This is a genomic window from Streptomyces sp. DF42 (assembly GCF_058267695.1).
In genome coordinates, this window is record NZ_CM177859.1 from 9,120,539 (window position 1) to 9,136,529 (window position 15,991).

15 protein-coding genes and 1 pseudogene are annotated in these 15,991 nt (G+C 70.9%); 10 read left to right on the top strand and 6 right to left on the bottom strand.

Translation table 11 applies throughout. The features are described 5' to 3' along the window. Positions 1–22 precede the first annotated feature (22 nt). Complete coding sequence (locus ACYUED_RS41840; protein ID WP_491289618.1) at positions 23–265, bottom strand: DUF397 domain-containing protein; 243 nt, start codon at positions 263–265, stop codon at positions 23–25. Positions 266–493: 228 nt separating this feature from the next. Here ACYUED_RS41840 and ACYUED_RS41845 point away from each other — a divergent pair, with 228 nt between their 5' ends. After that, positions 494–1,042, top strand: a complete 549-nt coding sequence (locus tag ACYUED_RS41845) for an ATP-binding protein (protein ID WP_491289619.1) — start codon at positions 494–496, stop codon at positions 1,040–1,042. Between the two features lie 19 nt (positions 1,043–1,061). Here the strand turns inward: ACYUED_RS41845 and ACYUED_RS41850 are convergent, their stop codons facing one another. Next, positions 1,062–1,865, bottom strand: coding sequence for an SAM-dependent methyltransferase (locus ACYUED_RS41850; RefSeq protein ID WP_491289620.1), 804 nt, complete (start codon positions 1,863–1,865; stop codon positions 1,062–1,064). A 178-nt stretch (positions 1,866–2,043) separates the two neighbouring features. Then, a complete protein-coding gene (locus ACYUED_RS41855; RefSeq protein ID WP_491289621.1) occupies positions 2,044–2,772 on the bottom strand; it encodes a FadR/GntR family transcriptional regulator in 729 nt (242 codons plus the stop codon). Between the two features lie 180 nt (positions 2,773–2,952). On the opposite strand from ACYUED_RS41855, the gene ACYUED_RS41860 reads away from it, so the two are divergent. From ACYUED_RS41860 to ACYUED_RS41890, 7 genes and pseudogenes are all read left to right on the top strand, one after another. Then, the gene (locus ACYUED_RS41860; RefSeq protein WP_491289622.1) at positions 2,953–4,041 is read left to right on the top strand and encodes a sugar ABC transporter substrate-binding protein; all 1,089 of its coding nucleotides are present in this window, start codon (positions 2,953–2,955) and stop codon (positions 4,039–4,041) included. After that, positions 4,038–5,555: a sugar ABC transporter ATP-binding protein gene (locus tag ACYUED_RS41865; RefSeq protein ID WP_491289623.1), complete on the top strand. Its 1,518-nt coding sequence runs from the start codon at positions 4,038–4,040 to the stop codon at positions 5,553–5,555. Before ACYUED_RS41860 ends, ACYUED_RS41865 begins: the two co-directional genes overlap by 4 nt. Next, the gene (locus ACYUED_RS41870; protein ID WP_491289624.1) at positions 5,548–6,576 is read left to right on the top strand and encodes an ABC transporter permease; all 1,029 of its coding nucleotides are present in this window, start codon (positions 5,548–5,550) and stop codon (positions 6,574–6,576) included. The genes ACYUED_RS41865 and ACYUED_RS41870 overlap by 8 nt, the downstream gene beginning before the upstream one ends. A gap of 39 nt (positions 6,577–6,615) precedes the next feature. Then, positions 6,616–7,965 (top strand): L-fuconate dehydratase, encoded by a 1,350-nt coding sequence (locus tag ACYUED_RS41875; RefSeq protein WP_491289625.1) that lies wholly within the window; start codon positions 6,616–6,618, stop codon positions 7,963–7,965. Next, positions 7,962–8,732, top strand: coding sequence for an SDR family NAD(P)-dependent oxidoreductase (locus ACYUED_RS41880; RefSeq protein ID WP_491289626.1), 771 nt, complete (start codon positions 7,962–7,964; stop codon positions 8,730–8,732). The genes ACYUED_RS41875 and ACYUED_RS41880 overlap by 4 nt, the downstream gene beginning before the upstream one ends. Next, positions 8,729–9,715 (top strand): aldo/keto reductase, encoded by a 987-nt coding sequence (locus tag ACYUED_RS41885; RefSeq protein WP_491289627.1) that lies wholly within the window; start codon positions 8,729–8,731, stop codon positions 9,713–9,715. The genes ACYUED_RS41880 and ACYUED_RS41885 overlap by 4 nt, the downstream gene beginning before the upstream one ends. Next, positions 9,712–9,789 (top strand): annotated as a pseudogene (locus tag ACYUED_RS41890) (L-rhamnose mutarotase); the annotation flags it as partial. The gene ACYUED_RS41885 and the pseudogene ACYUED_RS41890, both read left to right, overlap by 4 nt. 46 nt (positions 9,790–9,835) lie before the next feature. Here ACYUED_RS41890 and ACYUED_RS41895 read toward each other — a convergent pair. Continuing rightward, complete coding sequence (locus ACYUED_RS41895; protein ID WP_491289628.1) at positions 9,836–11,257, bottom strand: lipase maturation factor family protein; 1,422 nt, start codon at positions 11,255–11,257, stop codon at positions 9,836–9,838. A 259-nt stretch (positions 11,258–11,516) separates the two neighbouring features. On the opposite strand from ACYUED_RS41895, the gene ACYUED_RS41900 reads away from it, so the two are divergent. Both ACYUED_RS41900 and ACYUED_RS41905 read left to right on the top strand, forming a co-directional pair. After that, complete coding sequence (locus ACYUED_RS41900) at positions 11,517–13,604, top strand: SpoIIE family protein phosphatase (RefSeq protein WP_491289629.1); 2,088 nt, start codon at positions 11,517–11,519, stop codon at positions 13,602–13,604. A 41-nt stretch (positions 13,605–13,645) separates the two neighbouring features. Next, a complete protein-coding gene (locus ACYUED_RS41905) occupies positions 13,646–14,509 on the top strand; it encodes an Fpg/Nei family DNA glycosylase (RefSeq protein ID WP_491289630.1) in 864 nt (287 codons plus the stop codon). A 100-nt stretch (positions 14,510–14,609) separates the two neighbouring features. Here ACYUED_RS41905 and ACYUED_RS41910 read toward each other — a convergent pair whose 3' ends face one another. Further along, the gene (locus tag ACYUED_RS41910; RefSeq protein ID WP_491289631.1) at positions 14,610–15,266 is read right to left on the bottom strand and encodes a zf-HC2 domain-containing protein; all 657 of its coding nucleotides are present in this window, start codon (positions 15,264–15,266) and stop codon (positions 14,610–14,612) included. A 151-nt stretch (positions 15,267–15,417) separates the two neighbouring features. After that, entirely contained in the window at positions 15,418–15,933 is a 516-nt protein-coding gene (locus ACYUED_RS41915; RefSeq protein WP_491289632.1) for a hypothetical protein, read from the bottom strand. Positions 15,934–15,991 lie beyond the last annotated feature (58 nt).

Sequence of the window (15,991 nt, forward strand, 5' to 3'; positions counted from 1 at the left end):
AGTCCGCGAGCGCTGCCTGACTTCAGCGGCCGGGGAGTAGGCCGTCGAAGTCGCCGTCCTTCACGCCGCGGACGAACGCGGAGATCTCGGCGCCCGTGTAGACGAGTGCGGGACCTTCGGGGTGGCGGGAGTTGCGCACGGCGACGCTGCCGTCCGGTAGCGAGGCCAGTTCGACGCAGTTGCCCTCGGGGTTGCTGTGATGGCTCTTGCGCCAGACCACTCCTCTGAACTCGGTGGCAGGCGTGCCGTTGCTCACGTGCTGCATGTGAAAGCCTCTTTGAGACGAAGTCGCGGCCAGCTCTGCAATTGCATCTTCAACTGCATCCACAGGTGGTGTGCGGGACGATAGCGCCCTGCCCCAGCGCTCGCAAGATCATCTGCAATTGCAGCGGTAATTGCTGATGCACTTGCGTGCGGACTGCTGGACGTAGCACGATACTTCGTACAGGTGTAGCGCTCGGTAGTTCTCTCCGCAGGGGTCCCAGGGGTCGCGATGTCCGCAGAGCAAGTCGCAGGACCGGCGAACCCCCCACGTATCGAGGCGACTTGGGAATGGCTGTGCCGGGCCGTGGACCACATCGGCCGACCCGCACCCGGGCTGAGCTTTCCCCTCGCTCCCGCCTCCGAGGACGGCCTCGGACCGGCCCACTGTTCGGTGCTCGTCGTCCCGCCCGTCCCCCAATCCGCCCACATCGCCCGCGACTTGATCAGGCAGACGCTCGTCGACCGGGCCGCGCACGAACGCGTCGAGGACGTGGCGGTCATCGTGTCGGAACTCGTGAGCAACGCTCTGCGCTACGGCCGGGCGCCGGGCGCGGAGGGGGAGTTGCACCCGGCGCTGTGGCTCGCGTACTGGGACCGCTGGTCGTGCGCGGTGTGTGCGGTGACCGACGAGAGCGACCTGGTCCCCGTCGCCGTGGAAGCGGACGAACTCGCGGAGTCGGGACGGGGACTGCAGGTCGTCTCGGCGCTGAGCGACAGCTGGGGCTGGAACCCCCGCGCCGACGGCGGAAAGGTCGTCTGGGCCCTGTTCAGGCTCTGACGACCTTGTCGGGATTCTCTCAGGCCTTGCGGCCGATACCGCAGATGGCGTCCACCTCGGAGGGCGAGCGGCCCACGTCGATGGGCTCGGGGTGCCACTGCGAGGTGGGAACGACCCCCGGTTCCACCAGTTCCAGCCCGTCGAAGTAGGCCGCGATCCGCTCGGGGCCGCGCAGATGGTACGAGCTGGCCGAGTTGGCGTTGTAGACGGAAATGGCCTGGTTGAGCGCCTCGTTGGTGTCGGTGCCGTCGCTCAGGGCGAGGTAGCTGCCCGCAGGCAGCGCGTCGAGGAAACGGGCCACGACGGCCCCCGGCTCGTCGGAGTCGGGGATCTGGCCCAGGATGCCGAGCATGGTGAGCGCCACCGGCCGGCTGAAGTCCAGGGTCCTGGCCGCCTCTTCGAGGATCCGCTCGGGTTCGCGCACATCGGCGTCGAGGTAGGCGCAGGCGCCCTGCGGGGTGCTGGTGAGCAGGGCCTGGGCGTGCACCAGCACCAGCGGGTCGTTGTCGACGTACACGATGTGGCTCTCGGGGGCGACGCGTTGCGCGACCTCGTGGGTGTTGTCGACGGTGGGCAGGCCGGTGCCGACGTCGAGGAACTGGCGGATCCCCGCCTCGGCGGCCAGATGGCGCACGGCCCGGACGAGGAAGCGGCGTTGAAGACGGGCGAGCAGGGCGATGTCCGGGAACATCTGGAGGATCATCTCGCCGGCCTGGCGGTCGGCGGCGTAGTTGTCCTTGCCGCCCAGCAGGAAGTTCCACACACGGGCCGAATGCGGCCGGTCCAGCTGCAGCCGGTCGGCCAGCGGGTCTTCGGAGGTCATGGGCAAAAGCCTCACATGAAGTAGGCGCCGGTGTCCGGCCGTTCACGCGGTTCGGCCCACGGACGCGCGGTGTCCCGGCCCGGCACGGCGGCAGACCGAAGTGGAGGCGGGCCGAAGGGGCGGCAGACCGAAGCGGCGGCGGTATTCACGGCTGAACTGCGAGGCGCCGGCGGCCGGCTCACGACCCGAGCTGCGCCCGCAGCCACTCCTCCACTTCCCCCACATGTGCGGCCGCCGCCGCTCGGGCCGCCTCCGGGTCGTGCGCCACCAGTGCCCGGTGGATCGCCGCGTGTTCGCGGCGGGTGCGGGCGAAGGCGCCCTCCTCCTGGTAGCCGCGCCACACGCGGGCGCGGAAGGTGCGTGAGGACAGTCCCTCCAGGATGGCGGCCATGGTCTCGTTGCCCGCGGCCGTCGCGATCTCGCGGTGGAAGGCGAGGTCGTGGGCGAGGATCTTCTCGGGGTCGTCGGTGGCGTTCATCGCCGTGAGGTGCTTCTCCACCTCGGCCAGCTGGTGGGGTGTGATGCGGGCCGCCGCCAGCGCGGTCGCCGTCGACTCCAGGATGCGGCGCACCTCCAGCAGCTCCACCAGGCGCGGGCCCCGGGAGAGGTCGGCGACCACGCCGAAGGTCTCCAGCAGGTCGCCGGCCTCCAGCTGGGTGACGTAGATGCCGGAGCCGTGCCGGGCCTCCAGGACGCCGAGCACGGTGAGGGCGCGGATCGCCTCGCGCATCGAGCTGCGGGAGATGCCCAGCTGGACCGCGAGGTCGCGTTCGGTGGGCAGCCGCTGGCCGGGCTCCAGACGGCCCCCCGCGATCATGGCCTTGATCTGCTCGATGGCGCGCTGCGTCACCGTGCCCTTCTGCGGAGCGGGCCTGGTCTCGGTCTCCCCGGCCAGGGTCTCGTCCATGCCCACTCCTTCTGTCGCCGGTGCGCCGCAGTCTAACTGTGAAGGTGGTCGGACCACTATGGCTCGAAATCGCGAAAATCCGGCGTCGATGGGTGTTGTTCGACGGAAGTGGTCTGATAAATATGCGGGCAACTGCTCGATCACCGTCAATCTCGATCACGCTCGACGAGGAGCTGACAGATGCCCGGCAGCACTGCGCGGAACAACGGACGACACGGCAGGCGACTCTCCTCGTGGGCGGTGCGCACGACGGCCACGGCCGCCGTGGCCACCCTCGCGCTCACGGCATGCGGTAGTACGAAGGACACCGGTTCCGGCGGCACGGGAGGCGGCGGCACCGGCAAGGTCGGGGTGATCCTGCCGCTGCTGACCTCGCCGTTCTGGCAGTCGTACAACGACTACGTGCCGAAGATGGCGAAGCCGCAGGGCGTCGAGACACTCAAGACGGTCAACTCCAACAGCGACCCCTCGCAGCAGATCACCGACATCAACAACCAGCTCAACCAGGGCGTGAAGGGCCTGGTCGTGGCCCCGCTGGACAGTGCCGCCATCGAGGCCGGCCTCGACCAGGCCGATCGCAAGGGCGTGCCCGTGGTCGCCGTAGACGTGGCACCGGACAAGGGCAAGGTCGCCATGGTCGTACGCGCCGACAACGTCGCGTACGGCGCGAAGGCCTGCGACTACCTCGGCGGGCACATCACCAGCGGCAAGGTCGTGCAGATCATGGGCGACCTGGCCTCGGTCAACGGCCGGGACCGCTCCGAGGCCTTCCGCGCCTGCGTGAAGAAGAAGTACCCGGGGCTCAAGGTCCTGGAGATCCCCGCCAAGTGGGAGTCGGACACCGCGGCCTCCAAGCTCGACACGCTCCTCAACGCCAACCCCGACATCAAGGGCATCTACCTGCAGGCCGGCGGTGTCTACCTGGCGCCGACCCTGCAGACCCTGAAGTCGAAGGGGATGCTGAAGAAGACCGGCGTCGCGGGCCACATCACCATCGTCTCCAACGACGGCATCCCGCAGGAGTTCGACGCCATCCGCAAGGGCCAGATCGACGCGACCGTCTCCCAGCCCGCCGACGCCTACGCCAAGTACGGCCTGTACTACATCAAGGCGGCGATGGAGGGGAAGACCTTCAAGCCGGGCCCGACCGACCACGACTCGACGATCGTCAAGCTGCCCAACGGCATCCTCGAGGACCAGCTGCCCGCCCCGCTGGTCACGAAGGACAACGTCGACGACCCCAAGCTCTGGGGCAACACGGTCAAATGAGCCTCCAGGAAAGCCGGTTGATGCCCCTGGTCGAGGCGCGGGGCATCGTCAGGCGCTACGGTCCCACCACCGCCCTCGCGGACGGCCGGCTCACCGTGCTGCCCGGCGAGTCCCACGCCCTCGTCGGCCGCAACGGCGCCGGCAAGTCGACCCTGGTCAACGTCCTCACCGGGCTCCAGGCGCCCGACGAGGGCACGGTCCGCTTCGACGGCGAGCCCGCGCCCCCGCTCGCCGACCGGGACGCCTGGCGCCGCAAGGTCGCCTGCGTCTACCAACACCCCACGGTCGTCCCCGAGTTGACGGTCGCCGAGAACCTCTTCATCAATCGTCAGCCACAGCTCCGCGGCTTCATCAGCTGGCGCCGGCTCAAGACCGAGGCCGCCGCGCTCCTCGACACCTGGGACGTGCGCGTCGACCCGGAGGCACGCACGGCCGACCTCAAGGTCGAGGACCGCCAGATGGTGGAGATCGCCCGGGCGCTCAGCTTCGGCGCCCGCTTCATCATCCTCGACGAGCCGACCGCCCAGCTCGACAACCGCGAGATCGAGCGGCTCTTCGACCGCATGCGCGCACTGCAGGACTCCGGCGTCACCTTCCTGTTCATCTCGCACCACCTCCAGGAGGTGTACGAGGTCTGCCAGACCGTCACCGTGCTGCGCGACGCCCGCTGGATCACCACGGCCCCCGTCGCCGACCTGCCGAGGTCGGCCCTGGTGGAGGCGATGGCGGGGGAGAGCCTGGAGACGATCGCCGAACAGGCCGTGCAGGAGCAGATCGTCGACGACGACGCCCCCGTCCTGCTCGACGCCCGCGGGCTCACCTCGGACACGTACGAGAACGTCGACCTGACCGTACGGCGCGGCGAGGTCCTCGGGCTCGCCGGCTCCAGCGCCAGCGGCAAGATCGAGCTGGCGGAGGCCTTCGCGGGCCTGCGCACACCGACCGGCGGAACCGCCCGACTCGACGGCGAACAGCTGCAGTTCGGGTCGGTGCAGGCCGCCCTGAAGGCCGGCATCGGCTGCGTCCCGCGCGACCGGCACGGGCAGGGCCTGGTCCGCGGGATGACCATCGGCGACAACACCACCATGAGCGTTCTGGACCGGCTCGGCCGCTTCGGCTTCATCGGTACCGACCGCAAGCGGGGCTTCGCCACCGAGCTGATCGACCGGCTCGACATCCACGCCGAGGGCCCCGAGCAGCCGGTCTCCGACCTCTCCGGCGGCAACGCCCAGAAGGTCGTCATGGCCCGCGCCCTCGCCTCCGACCCGCGGCTGCTCGTCCTGATCAACCCCACCGCGGGCGTCGACGTGAAGTCCAAGGAGTCCCTGCTCGCCCGCGTGGACACCGCCCGTGAGGACGGCACCGCGGTCCTGGTCGTCTCCGACGAACTCGACGACCTCAGGCGCTGCGACCGCGTCCTCGTCCTCTTCCACGGCCGCGTCGTCGCCGAGCATCCGGCGGGCTGGCGCGACCACGAGCTGATCGCCTCCATCGAAGGAGTGGACCATGGCTGACACCAAGGCGGCCGCGCCCCTCTCGCCGCCGAAGGCTCCCGCAGTGCGGTCGGCCAGGACGGTGCTGCTGCGCCGGGCCCGCGAACTGGCCCTCGTACCGGCCCTGTTGGTGCTCATGGTGCTCGGCGCGGTGGTCAACGACTCGTTCCTCACCGAGCGCAACCTGATCTCGATCCTGGGCGCCTCCGCCGCGCTCGCCATGGTCGTCCTCGCCGAGTCCCTGGTGTTGATCACCGGCAAGTTCGACCTGTCCCTGGAATCGGTCGTCGGCATCGCGCCCGCCGTGGGCGCACTGCTCGTCCTGCCCGCCGCGCAGTCCGGCTGGGGCACCGAACTCCCCTCCTGGCTGGCCCTGTTGGCAATCCTCGCGGTGGGCGGGGCCGTCGGCGCCTTCAACGGTGTCCTGGTCGTCAAGTTCAAGCTGAACGCCTTCATCGTGACCCTCGCGATGCTGATCGTCCTGCGCGGTCTGCTGGTCGGCGCGACCAAGGGCAAGACGCTGTTCGGCATGCCCGACAGTTTCTACTCCCTTGCGACGAGCACCTTCCTGACCGTCCCGATGTCGGTGTGGCTCGCGGCGGTCGCCTTCGCCGTCGCCGGGTTGGTGCTGAAGTACCACCGCGTCGGACGCGCCCTGTACGCCATCGGCGGCAACGCGGACGCCGCCCGGGCGGCCGGCATCCGCGTCGAGCGCGTGATGCTCGGCGTGTTCGTCGTCGCAGGCGTCCTCGCCTCGGTCGGCGGGATCATGCAGACCGGGTACGTCGGAGCGATCAGCGCCAACCAGGGCAACAACATGATCTTCACCGTGTTCGCGGCGGCGGTCATCGGCGGCATCAGCCTGGACGGCGGCAAGGGCACCATGTTCGGCGCCCTGACCGGCGTACTCCTGCTGGGTGTCGTACAGAACCTGCTCACCCTCGCCCAGGTGCCGTCCTTCTGGATCCAGGCCATCTACGGCGGAATCATCCTGGTCGCCCTCATGATCGCCCGTGTGACGACGGGCCGAGCCCAGGACTGATCCCCGCCGCCCGACCTGCCACCGACCGAAAGGCCCCCTGTGTCCCTGACGCCCGGCCCCTCCTGCCGCATCCTGGCGGTCGACACCTACGACGTCCGCTTCCCGACCTCGCGCGAGCTCGACGGCTCCGACGCGATGAATCCCGACCCCGACTACTCGGCCGCGTACGTCGTGCTGCGTACCGATGCCGAGCAGGGGCCACAGGGGCACGGCTTCACCTTCACCATCGGGCGGGGCAACGAGGTCCAGGTCGCCGCGATCCACGCGCTGCGCCACCATGTGGTCGGACGGTCCGTCGACGAGGTGTGCGCCGACCCGGGGGCCCTGTACCGGGATCTCGTCGGGGACAGCCAGCTGCGCTGGCTCGGACCCGAGAAGGGCGTGATGCACATGGCGATCGGCGCGGTCGTCAACGCCGCGTGGGACCTGGCGGCCAAGCGGGCGGACAAACCGCTGTGGCGGCTGCTCGCCGAGGCCGACCCCGAGTGGCTGGTCGGGCAGATCGACTTCCGCTACCTCACGGACGCCCTCACGCCCCAGGAGGCGCTGGAGATCCTGCGCCGCGGCAGGGCCGGTGCCGAGGAGCGCACGGCCCGACTGCTGGAGCGCGGATATCCCGGCTATACGACGTCGGCCGGCTGGCTCGGCTACAGCGACGAGAAGCTCACCCGGCTCGCCGCCCGGGCGATCGCCGACGGCTTCAGGCAGATCAAGCTCAAGGTCGGCGCGGACCTCGACGACGACATACGCCGCTGCCGGGTCGCCCGCTCCGTCGTCGGCCCGGACCTCCGTATCGCGATCGACGCCAACCAGCGCTGGGGCGTCGACGAGGCGGTCCGCTGGACCAGGGCGCTGGCCGAGTTCGACCCGTACTGGATCGAGGAGCCCACCAGCCCCGACGACGTCCTCGGTCATGCGGCGATCCGCAGGGCGGTCGCGCCGGTCAAGGTCGCGACCGGCGAGCACGTGCAGAACCGGATCGTGTTCAAGCAGCTCCTGCAGGCCGGCGCCCTCGACGTCCTCCAGATCGACGCCGCCCGCGTCGGCGGCGTCAACGAGAACCTCGCGATCCTGCTGCTGGCCGCCAAGTTCGGCGTGCCGGTCTGCCCGCACGCGGGCGGCGTGGGCCTGTGCGAACTCGTCCAGCACCTGTCGATGTTTGACTACGTGGCGGTCTCCGGCACCATGGACGACCGGGTGATCGAGTACGTCGACCATCTGCACGACCACTTCCTCGACCCGGTGGTGATCCGCGAGGGTCACTACACGGCACCCACCGCGCCGGGCTTCTCGGCCGCCATGCGGCCCGAGTCCATCGCGCGCTACACCTTCCCCGGCGGCACCTTCTGGGCCGCCGACCTCGACGACAAGAACGGACGGGCAGCATGAGCGACTTCGAGGGGCTCAAGGCCCTGGTCACGGGCGGAGCCTCGGGCATCGGACGGGCGACGGCCGAACTCCTCGCCGCCCGCGGCGCCCAGGTGGCCGTCCTCGACCTCGACCCCACCTCGGTCGGCAAGCCGCTGCTCGCCTACCGGGCCGACGTCGCCGACGACGCGTCGGTGCGCGCGGCGGTGGCAGCCGCCACGGCCGAACTCGGCGGCCTGGACATCCTGGTCAACAACGCGGGCGTCGGAGCCCAGGGCACCATCGAGGACAACGACGACGCCGAATGGCACCGCGTCCTCGACATCAACGTCGTCGGCATGGTCCGCGTCGCCCGCGCCGCCCTGCCGCACCTGCGCCGCGCTGCCACTGCCCGTCCGGGCACTGCGGCCATCGTCAACACCTGCTCCATCGGTGCCACCGCGGGCCTGCCGCAGCGGGCGCTGTACTGCGCGGCGAAGGGTGCCGTGTACTCGTTGACCCTCGCCATGGCCGCCGACCACGTCCGCGAAGGCATCCGCGTCAACTGCGTCAACCCCGGCACGGCGGACACCCCATGGGTCAGCAGGCTGCTCGACGCCGCCCCCGACCCCGCCGCCGAACGCGCCGCCCTGGAGGCCCGCCAGCCCACCGGCCGCCTCGTCAGCGCCGCCGAAGTCGCGGGCGCCATCGCCTACTTGGCGAGCCCGCTGTCCGGCGCCACCACCGGCACCTCACTCGCCGTCGACGGCGGCATGCAGGGCCTGCGCGTGAGGCCGGTGGGCCAGTGAAGCGCCTCGGCAGCAGCGGCGTCGAGGTCAGCGGGCTGGCCTTCGGCGGCGCCGGCATCGGCAACCTCTATGCGGAACTGAGCGAGGAGCAGGCCCACCAGGCCATCGAGACCGCCTGGGACGAGGGCATCCGGTACTTCGACACGGCCCCGCACTACGGCCTGGGCCTGTCCGAACGCCGCCTCGGCGCCGCCCTGCGGGCTCGCCCCCGTACCGCCTACACGATCTCCACCAAGGTGGGCCGTCGCCTGGAGCCGTCCGACGGGGGCGGCGACGACCTGGCGGACGGCTTCGCCGTGCCCGCCACCCACCGCCGCGTGTGGGACTTCAGCGCCGACGGCGTACGCCGCAGCCTGGACGCCAGCCTGGAACGCCTCGGCCTCGACCGCGTCGACGTCGTCTACCTCCACGACCCCGACGACCACGCCGAACAGGCCTTCCGGGAGGGCTATCCGGCGCTGGAGAAGCTGCGCGCGGAAGGCGTCGTGGGCGCGATCGGCGCCGGCATGAACCAGGCGGAGATGCTCACCCGCTTCGTCCGGGACACCGATGCCGACGTGGTGCTGTGCGCCGGCCGCTACACGCTGCTCGACCAGCGGGCCCTGACCGAACTGCTGCCCGCCGCCCAGGAGCGCGGCACTTCGGTGGTGATCGGCGGCGCCTTCAACTCCGGCCTGCTGGCCGACCCGCAGTCCGCGGCGACGTACGACTACGCCGCGGCGCCCCCCGGGATACTGCGGCGCGCCCTGCACCTGCAGTCCGTCGCCGAGCGCCACGGCACGCACCTGCGCGCCGCCGCCCTCGCCTTCTGCGCCGCCCATCCGGCGGTGGCCGGCGTCCTGGTCGGCGCCCGCACCCCGGACCAGGTCCACGACTGCGCGGAACAGTTCGCCGCACACGTACCCGCATCCTTCTGGCAGGAGCTCCGCGACACCGGCCTCCTGCCCGCCGACGCCCCCGTGCCCGTCGCGGAACCGTCATGAGAGTCGCCCTGCACACCACGGTCCGCGCGGACCGGATCGCCGAGTACGAGGCCGCGCACCGGGAGGTCGCGGCGACCCGGGTGTACGGCCTTTGACGCGCGGTGGCCCCTCGCCCGGACGTCAGCTGCGCTGGGCCACTCCCGCCAGCCGCGTCGGCGGAAGATACTCCCGCACATACGTCCGCTCCCAGCAGGCGCCCGTCTCCCGTAGCTCGCGCCAGCTCGTGTACTGGTAGCGGAAGAGGCGGGCGCGGATGAAGCGGGGCGGCGCGTCGGGCGGGAACGGGGACCGGCGCAGCAGCCGCAGTGTGTCGCGGTCGTTCTCCAGCAGCCGTTCCACCAGGGTGCCGAACCACGCACCGGCGTACGAGGGCGAGAGCGCGGCGAACCACATCAGCCAGTCCAGGCGCAGGTGGTACGGCGCGAACTGACGCGGCCAGCGCCGGGGGTCGCCCGGCTTGCCCTTGAACTCGTACTCCCGCCAGTCAGAGTCCTCGTGCGGTACGGCGTCGTCCGTGCCCTCGATCACCACCTCGTACCGCTGCCGGCTCACGCTGCCGAACGCGCCGTAGGTGTTGACCAGGTGGAGCGGGTCGAAGGAGCGGTTCATGACCTGGCGGCGGGAGAGCATGTTGCGGACCGGCCGGTGACTGAGGGCGAGGAGCAGCGCGGCGACGGCGAGGACCACGACCTCGTACCAGAGGGGAGCGCCGGGCACGGACGGCGCGTCGGCCGGGAGCCCGAGCGCCGAGACGGCGAGTACGACGGTGATCCAGTTCAGCCAGGCGAAGTTGCCCGACAGCACCAGCCACAACTGGGTGACGATCATCAGGGACGCGGCGCACGTGGCGACCGGCTGGGGAGTGAACAGCAGTACGGGGACGAGGAGTTGGGTGACGTGGTTGGCGGCCACCTCGACGCGGTGCAGGGGCCGCGGGAGGTGGTGGAAGAACCAGCTCAGAGGACCCGGCATCGGCTGTGTCTCGTGGTGGTAGTCCAGGCACGTCAGCTTCCGCCAGCAGGCGTCCCCGCGCATCTTGATCAGGCCCGCGCCGAACTCCACCCGGAACAGGATCCAGCGCAGCAGGAACAGGACCACGATCGGCGGCGCCACGTCGTCGTTGCCGAGGAAGACGGCCAGGAAGCCCACTTCCAGCAGCAGGGACTCCCAGCCGAAGGCGTACCAGGTCTGGCCGACGTTCACGATCGACAGGTACAGCGCCCACGCGACCAGCCACAGAGACATCCCCGCCCCCAGGGGGAGCCGGGAGTCCAGCCCCGCGGCCAGCGCCGCCGAGACGGCGCAGCCCGTCCAGCAGCAGGCCGCGAAGAAGCGGTCCGAGTAGTGGAGTTGGAACAGGCTCGGCGCCTGCCTGAAGCGGACCCGGTCGACGAAGCGGGGGACCGGCAGCATGCCCCGCTCGCCGATCAGCGCCCGGAACTGCCGCGCCGCCGTCAGGAACGCCACGAGGTACAGGCCGGCCAGAGCCCGCTGGAAGACCAGTCGGCTCCACCAGTACTCGGGTGCGGTGAACCAGTCCACGGCCGTGCGCTCCTCACTCCACATTGTCGCGCCGAACCTTATGTCACGCTCCGTGTGTCCCCCTTCCGCTTGCGCAACCCAGGGGAGTGAAGGGGACACCAGTGACGAATTGCCTGCAGTGAGGCAGGAGGACGAGCCGCAAGCCGCATCTTCGACGGTTCCACCGGTGCTCGACGGACCACTGATCGCGACCGGGGAGCCTGGAATTCCTCCCTTCTCCCCGGTCGAAGAATCGGGTGAAGCCTGGCAAGGTGGGCCCATGGTTGATCGGGGCGTGAGCGCCCTGTCTCTCCCGGACGACTGGCCCGCCCACCCGGATCCGATCCTGGCGCTCAACCTCATGGGCAGCTTCGACTGGGACCTGGACAGCGGTCTGTTCCACATGGACGCCCAGGCCCACGAGGTCTTCGACCTGCGCCCGGACGAATACGACGGCCACCCCGAGACCCTTTCCGTACGGGTGCCCCGATCCGAGGCCTACCGGCTCGACGGGGTGGTAGCGCAGGCCATGAAGGACGGTAGCGAGAACTACGGCGCCTACTTCCGCATCCGCCGCCGCGACGGCACCCTGCGCTGGACCCACGCCCAGGGCTACATCCGGCGCGACGAGACGGGCCGTCCGCGCCGCATCATCGGCATCGTCCGGGACGCCACCCAGGAGCTGGGCGACAGCGAGGCCCGCCGCGAGCAGGCCGCCCAGGACGCGGCCCGGCGCGAGCAGACCAACGTCGTCCAGCTCACCACAGCCGCCCTCGCGCACGCCCGCACCGTCCAGGACGTCATCGACGTCGTCAAGGACACCCACGGCCTCACCCATCTGGGCGCCACCAGCCTGGTCATGGGCCTGGTCGAGGCCGGCCGCATCCGGCTGATCGCGGAGGGCCCGGCGGGCAGCTTCGTCCCCGGCACCCTCATCACCCGCATCGACGAGCCCTACCCGATGAGCGAGGCCGTACGGACCCTCACGCCCTGCTTCATCGAGTCGCCGGAGGAGTTCGCCGAGCGCTATCCCCTGCTGTGGCCGCACATCACCGACCTGAAGATCACCTCGGCCGCCTATCTGCCGCTGATCGTCCAGGCCAGGCCGATCGGCGCGATGGGCCTGCTCTACAGCGACCGGCGTGGATTTTCCACCGAGGACCGCAACGTGCTGCTCGCCCTCGGCAGCAGCATCGCGCAGAGCCTGCAGCGGGCCACCTTCTACGAGCAGGAGAAGGACCTGGCCACCGGCCTCCAGCAGGCGATGCTGCCGCGCACCATCCCGAGCGTCCGCGGCGCCGACGTCGCCGTCCGCTACCGCGCCGGTACCGCCGCGGGCTCCCTGGCCCGGGACATCGGCGGCGACTGGTACGACCTGATCCCGCTGCCACGCGGCAAGGTCGGCGCCGTCATCGGCGACGTCCAGGGCCACGACACGCACGCGGCCGCCGTCATGGGCCAGCTGCGCATCGTCCTGCGCGCCTACGCCGCCGAGGGGCACACCCCCGCCACCGTCATGGCCCGCGCCTCCGTCTTCCTCCACGAACTCGACACGGATCGCTTCGCGACCTGCCTGTACGCGGAGGCCGACCTGTCCACCGGGGTGGTCCAGGTGGTCCGCGCCGGACACATCGACCCGCTGATCCGGAGCACGGACGGCAGCTGCCGTCGCATCGCGGTCCCCGGGGGACTGCCGCTCGGTCTGTCCGCCGAGTTCGGGAGCCTCGAGTACCCGGTCGGCACGCTGGAGCTCGACCCCGGCAACACGCTCCTGCTGTGCACCGACGGCCTGGTCGAACAGCCCGGCGCGGATCTGGACGAGGGCGTGCAGGTCCTCACCGCGCTCATCGCCTCCGGCCCGGACGACGTACGGGACCTCGCGGACTGCCTCATCGACGTGGCCGAGGAACGCGGCGGCGACGACGACGTGGCGCTGCTCCTGCTGCGCCGCCGCGCCCTGGACACCGCGCAGCCCGGCGGCCGGCTCCAGCAGCACGTGGCACCCGGCGACCCGGAGGCCCTCACCCAGGCCCGGCACATGATCCGGGCCGCGGTCCGTGCCTGGGGCGCCAAGGAGCGCGCCGACGAGATCGAGCTGGTCGCCGACGAGATGATCACCAACGCGCTGATGCACACCGAGGGCTCCGCGATCGTGACCCTCAGAGTCCTCGGCGGCAGCGACCGCCGTCTGCGGGTCGAGGTCGAGGACTCCTCCAGTGCCCTGCCGCGCCGCCGCGAGGCGGGGGAGTCGGGCGTCTCCGGGCGGGGCCTGCTCCTGGTCGACCTGCTCACGGACGTGTGGGGCGTGGAGGCGCGGGGCGGCGGCAAGTGCGTGTGGTGCGAGTTCGTGGTCCCCGGACTCGACTGATCCCCTCTGGCGCTGTCGGTGCCGGATGGCACTCTGGACGTATGCCGGAACTCCCCGAGGTCGAAGCACTCAAGGACTTCCTCACCGAGCACCTGGTCGGTCACGAGATCGTGCGGGTGCTGCCCGTCGCGATCAGCGTCCTCAAGACGTACGACCCCCCGCTCACGGCCGTCGAGGGCCGCGAGGTCACCGCCGTGCACCGGCAGGGCAAGTTCCTGGACCTGGAGACGGACGGCGGCCCGCACGTCGTCACCCACCTGGCCCGCGCGGGCTGGCTGCACTGGAAGGACAGGCTTCCGGACGGCCCGCCCCGCCCCGGCAAGGGGCCGCTCGCGCTGCGCGTGGCCCTGGAGACGGGGGCGGGCTTCGACCTCACTGAGGCGGGCACCCAAAAACGCCTCGCTGTGTACGTGGTCCGGGACCCCCAGGAGATCCCGGGCGTGGCCCGCCTCGGCCCCGACCCGCTCGCGGACGACTTCGACGAGAGACGGTTCACGGAACTTCTCAGTCCCGAGCGGCGCCAGATCAAGGGCGCCCTGCGCGACCAGAGCCTGATCGCGGGCGTGGGCAACGCGTACAGCGACGAGATCCTGCACGCCGCGAGGATGAGCCCCTTCAAACTGGCCGCGTCCCTCACCCCCGAGGACACCACGCGCCTCTACGAGGCCCTGCGGGCCACACTCACCGACGCGGTCGAGCGCTCCCGGGGTGTGGCGGCCGGTCGGCTGAAGGCGGAGAAGAAGAGCGGCCTGCGCGTCCACGGCCGCACCGGTGAGCCCTGCCCGGTCTGCGGCGACACGATCCGCGAGGTCTCCTTCAGCGACTCCTCGCTGCAGTACTGCCCGACCTGCCAGACGGGCGGGAAGCCACTGGCGGACCGGCGGATGTCACGCCTGCTCAAGTAGTCGCCGACGCCGCGCAGGGCCACGTACAACCGCACGAGCGGCCACGACGGCGCCACAGACGAACGACGGACGGCTCCTCGCGGCACCACCAGCCGAGCGCTCAGCCGTGCTGGAGCGTCACGAGGTGCTCCCCGTCCGCGGTGCGCACCTCGTACCGGGCGATCTCACCGGCGTGCATGGCCGAGCTGCCCTGGACGGTGATCGGGCGGGCGTCGTGGCGGGGGACGGTCCAGCTGCTGACGATCTGCTCGGAGCCGTCGCGGCCGACGGCGATCAGACGACAGGAACGCGGGCCCGCGCCGTCCTTCACCTCCAGCTTGACCTGGCTGCCCGAGTACTCGTCCTGGGTCGTCACCTGGGCCCACACGCCCGACTTCGCGTCGGTCGCCGCCATCCGTACGGCCGCGTCCCGGGTGCTGCCCTCCGCCATCATCGTGAGCCCGGGCCCGGCCACCCCGATCACCAGCGACGCCGCCACGGCGTACAGGAAGCGCCGGCGTCCGGCCCGGTGCCGGGTCGCCACCGCGGCCAGCAGCCGGTCGAGCAGCTGCGGGCCGGGCCGGGTCATGGGACTCACGAACCGTGGCGTCGAGCGGCGGTACAGCATCATCTGCCGGGTGATGGGCCCGAATTCGGTCACGGAGGCCGCGCAGCGCGTGCACTCCATGAGGTGGTCCTCGAAGCGGAAGGCGTCCGCCTCGTCCAGCACGCCGAGCGCGTACGCGGCGACGTCGCGATGCCTCTCCTGGGACCTCATGCCGAATCCTCGTGCCGTTGGGTGCGGGTGGGGTTACTCCTTGCTCCCACCGGTACGCACCGGACAGCCGAATCACTCAAGGCACCTACAGAATCGCAAGCAAGTGATTCGGAGCCGTCAGGGCCGCGGATTGGTCCGAATCTCAACAAGGCTAAAAAAGGTGGATGGCGAGGTGACCGAGCGGCAGACCCAGTTGCCACGCCTTCGTCCACACCTTCGGACCCTCGTCCTCGCCGACCGCCCCGGCGCCGCCCGGCACCGCGTTCAGGTCGGGCGCGAGCAGCTCGGTCTCCTCAAGCCAGCGCCAGGCCGCCTCCGCAAGCTCCAAGTCCGGAGCCGGACCGCCGGATTCGGCCGCCTCGGCGGTGACCGCGGTCATCCGCTCGCGCACCCAGTCCTGCCACGGCTGGTCGTACGCCGTCAGCGACAGCCAGGTCTCCAGCTGGGTGACCACCCGGATGCCGGGGAGTTCGCCGTCCGTGTCCGAGAGGAAGACGGTCAGCGCCAGGGCGTCCCGCCCGGCGCGGAACTCGAAGGACGTCGGTGGCATCAGGTCGCCCGTCCGCAGCAACTCGTCGGCGATGTACTCGGCGTACAGCCAGGCCATGGGGACGACCAGTTCACCGCCGCCGGTGCCGTCCGTGCTCTCTTGACCTCTGTGCAGCATCCCTTCCTGCCTTCCTCCGGTGCGTGCGCGTCGCCCGACTCCGGGCCCCTGTGCCGGG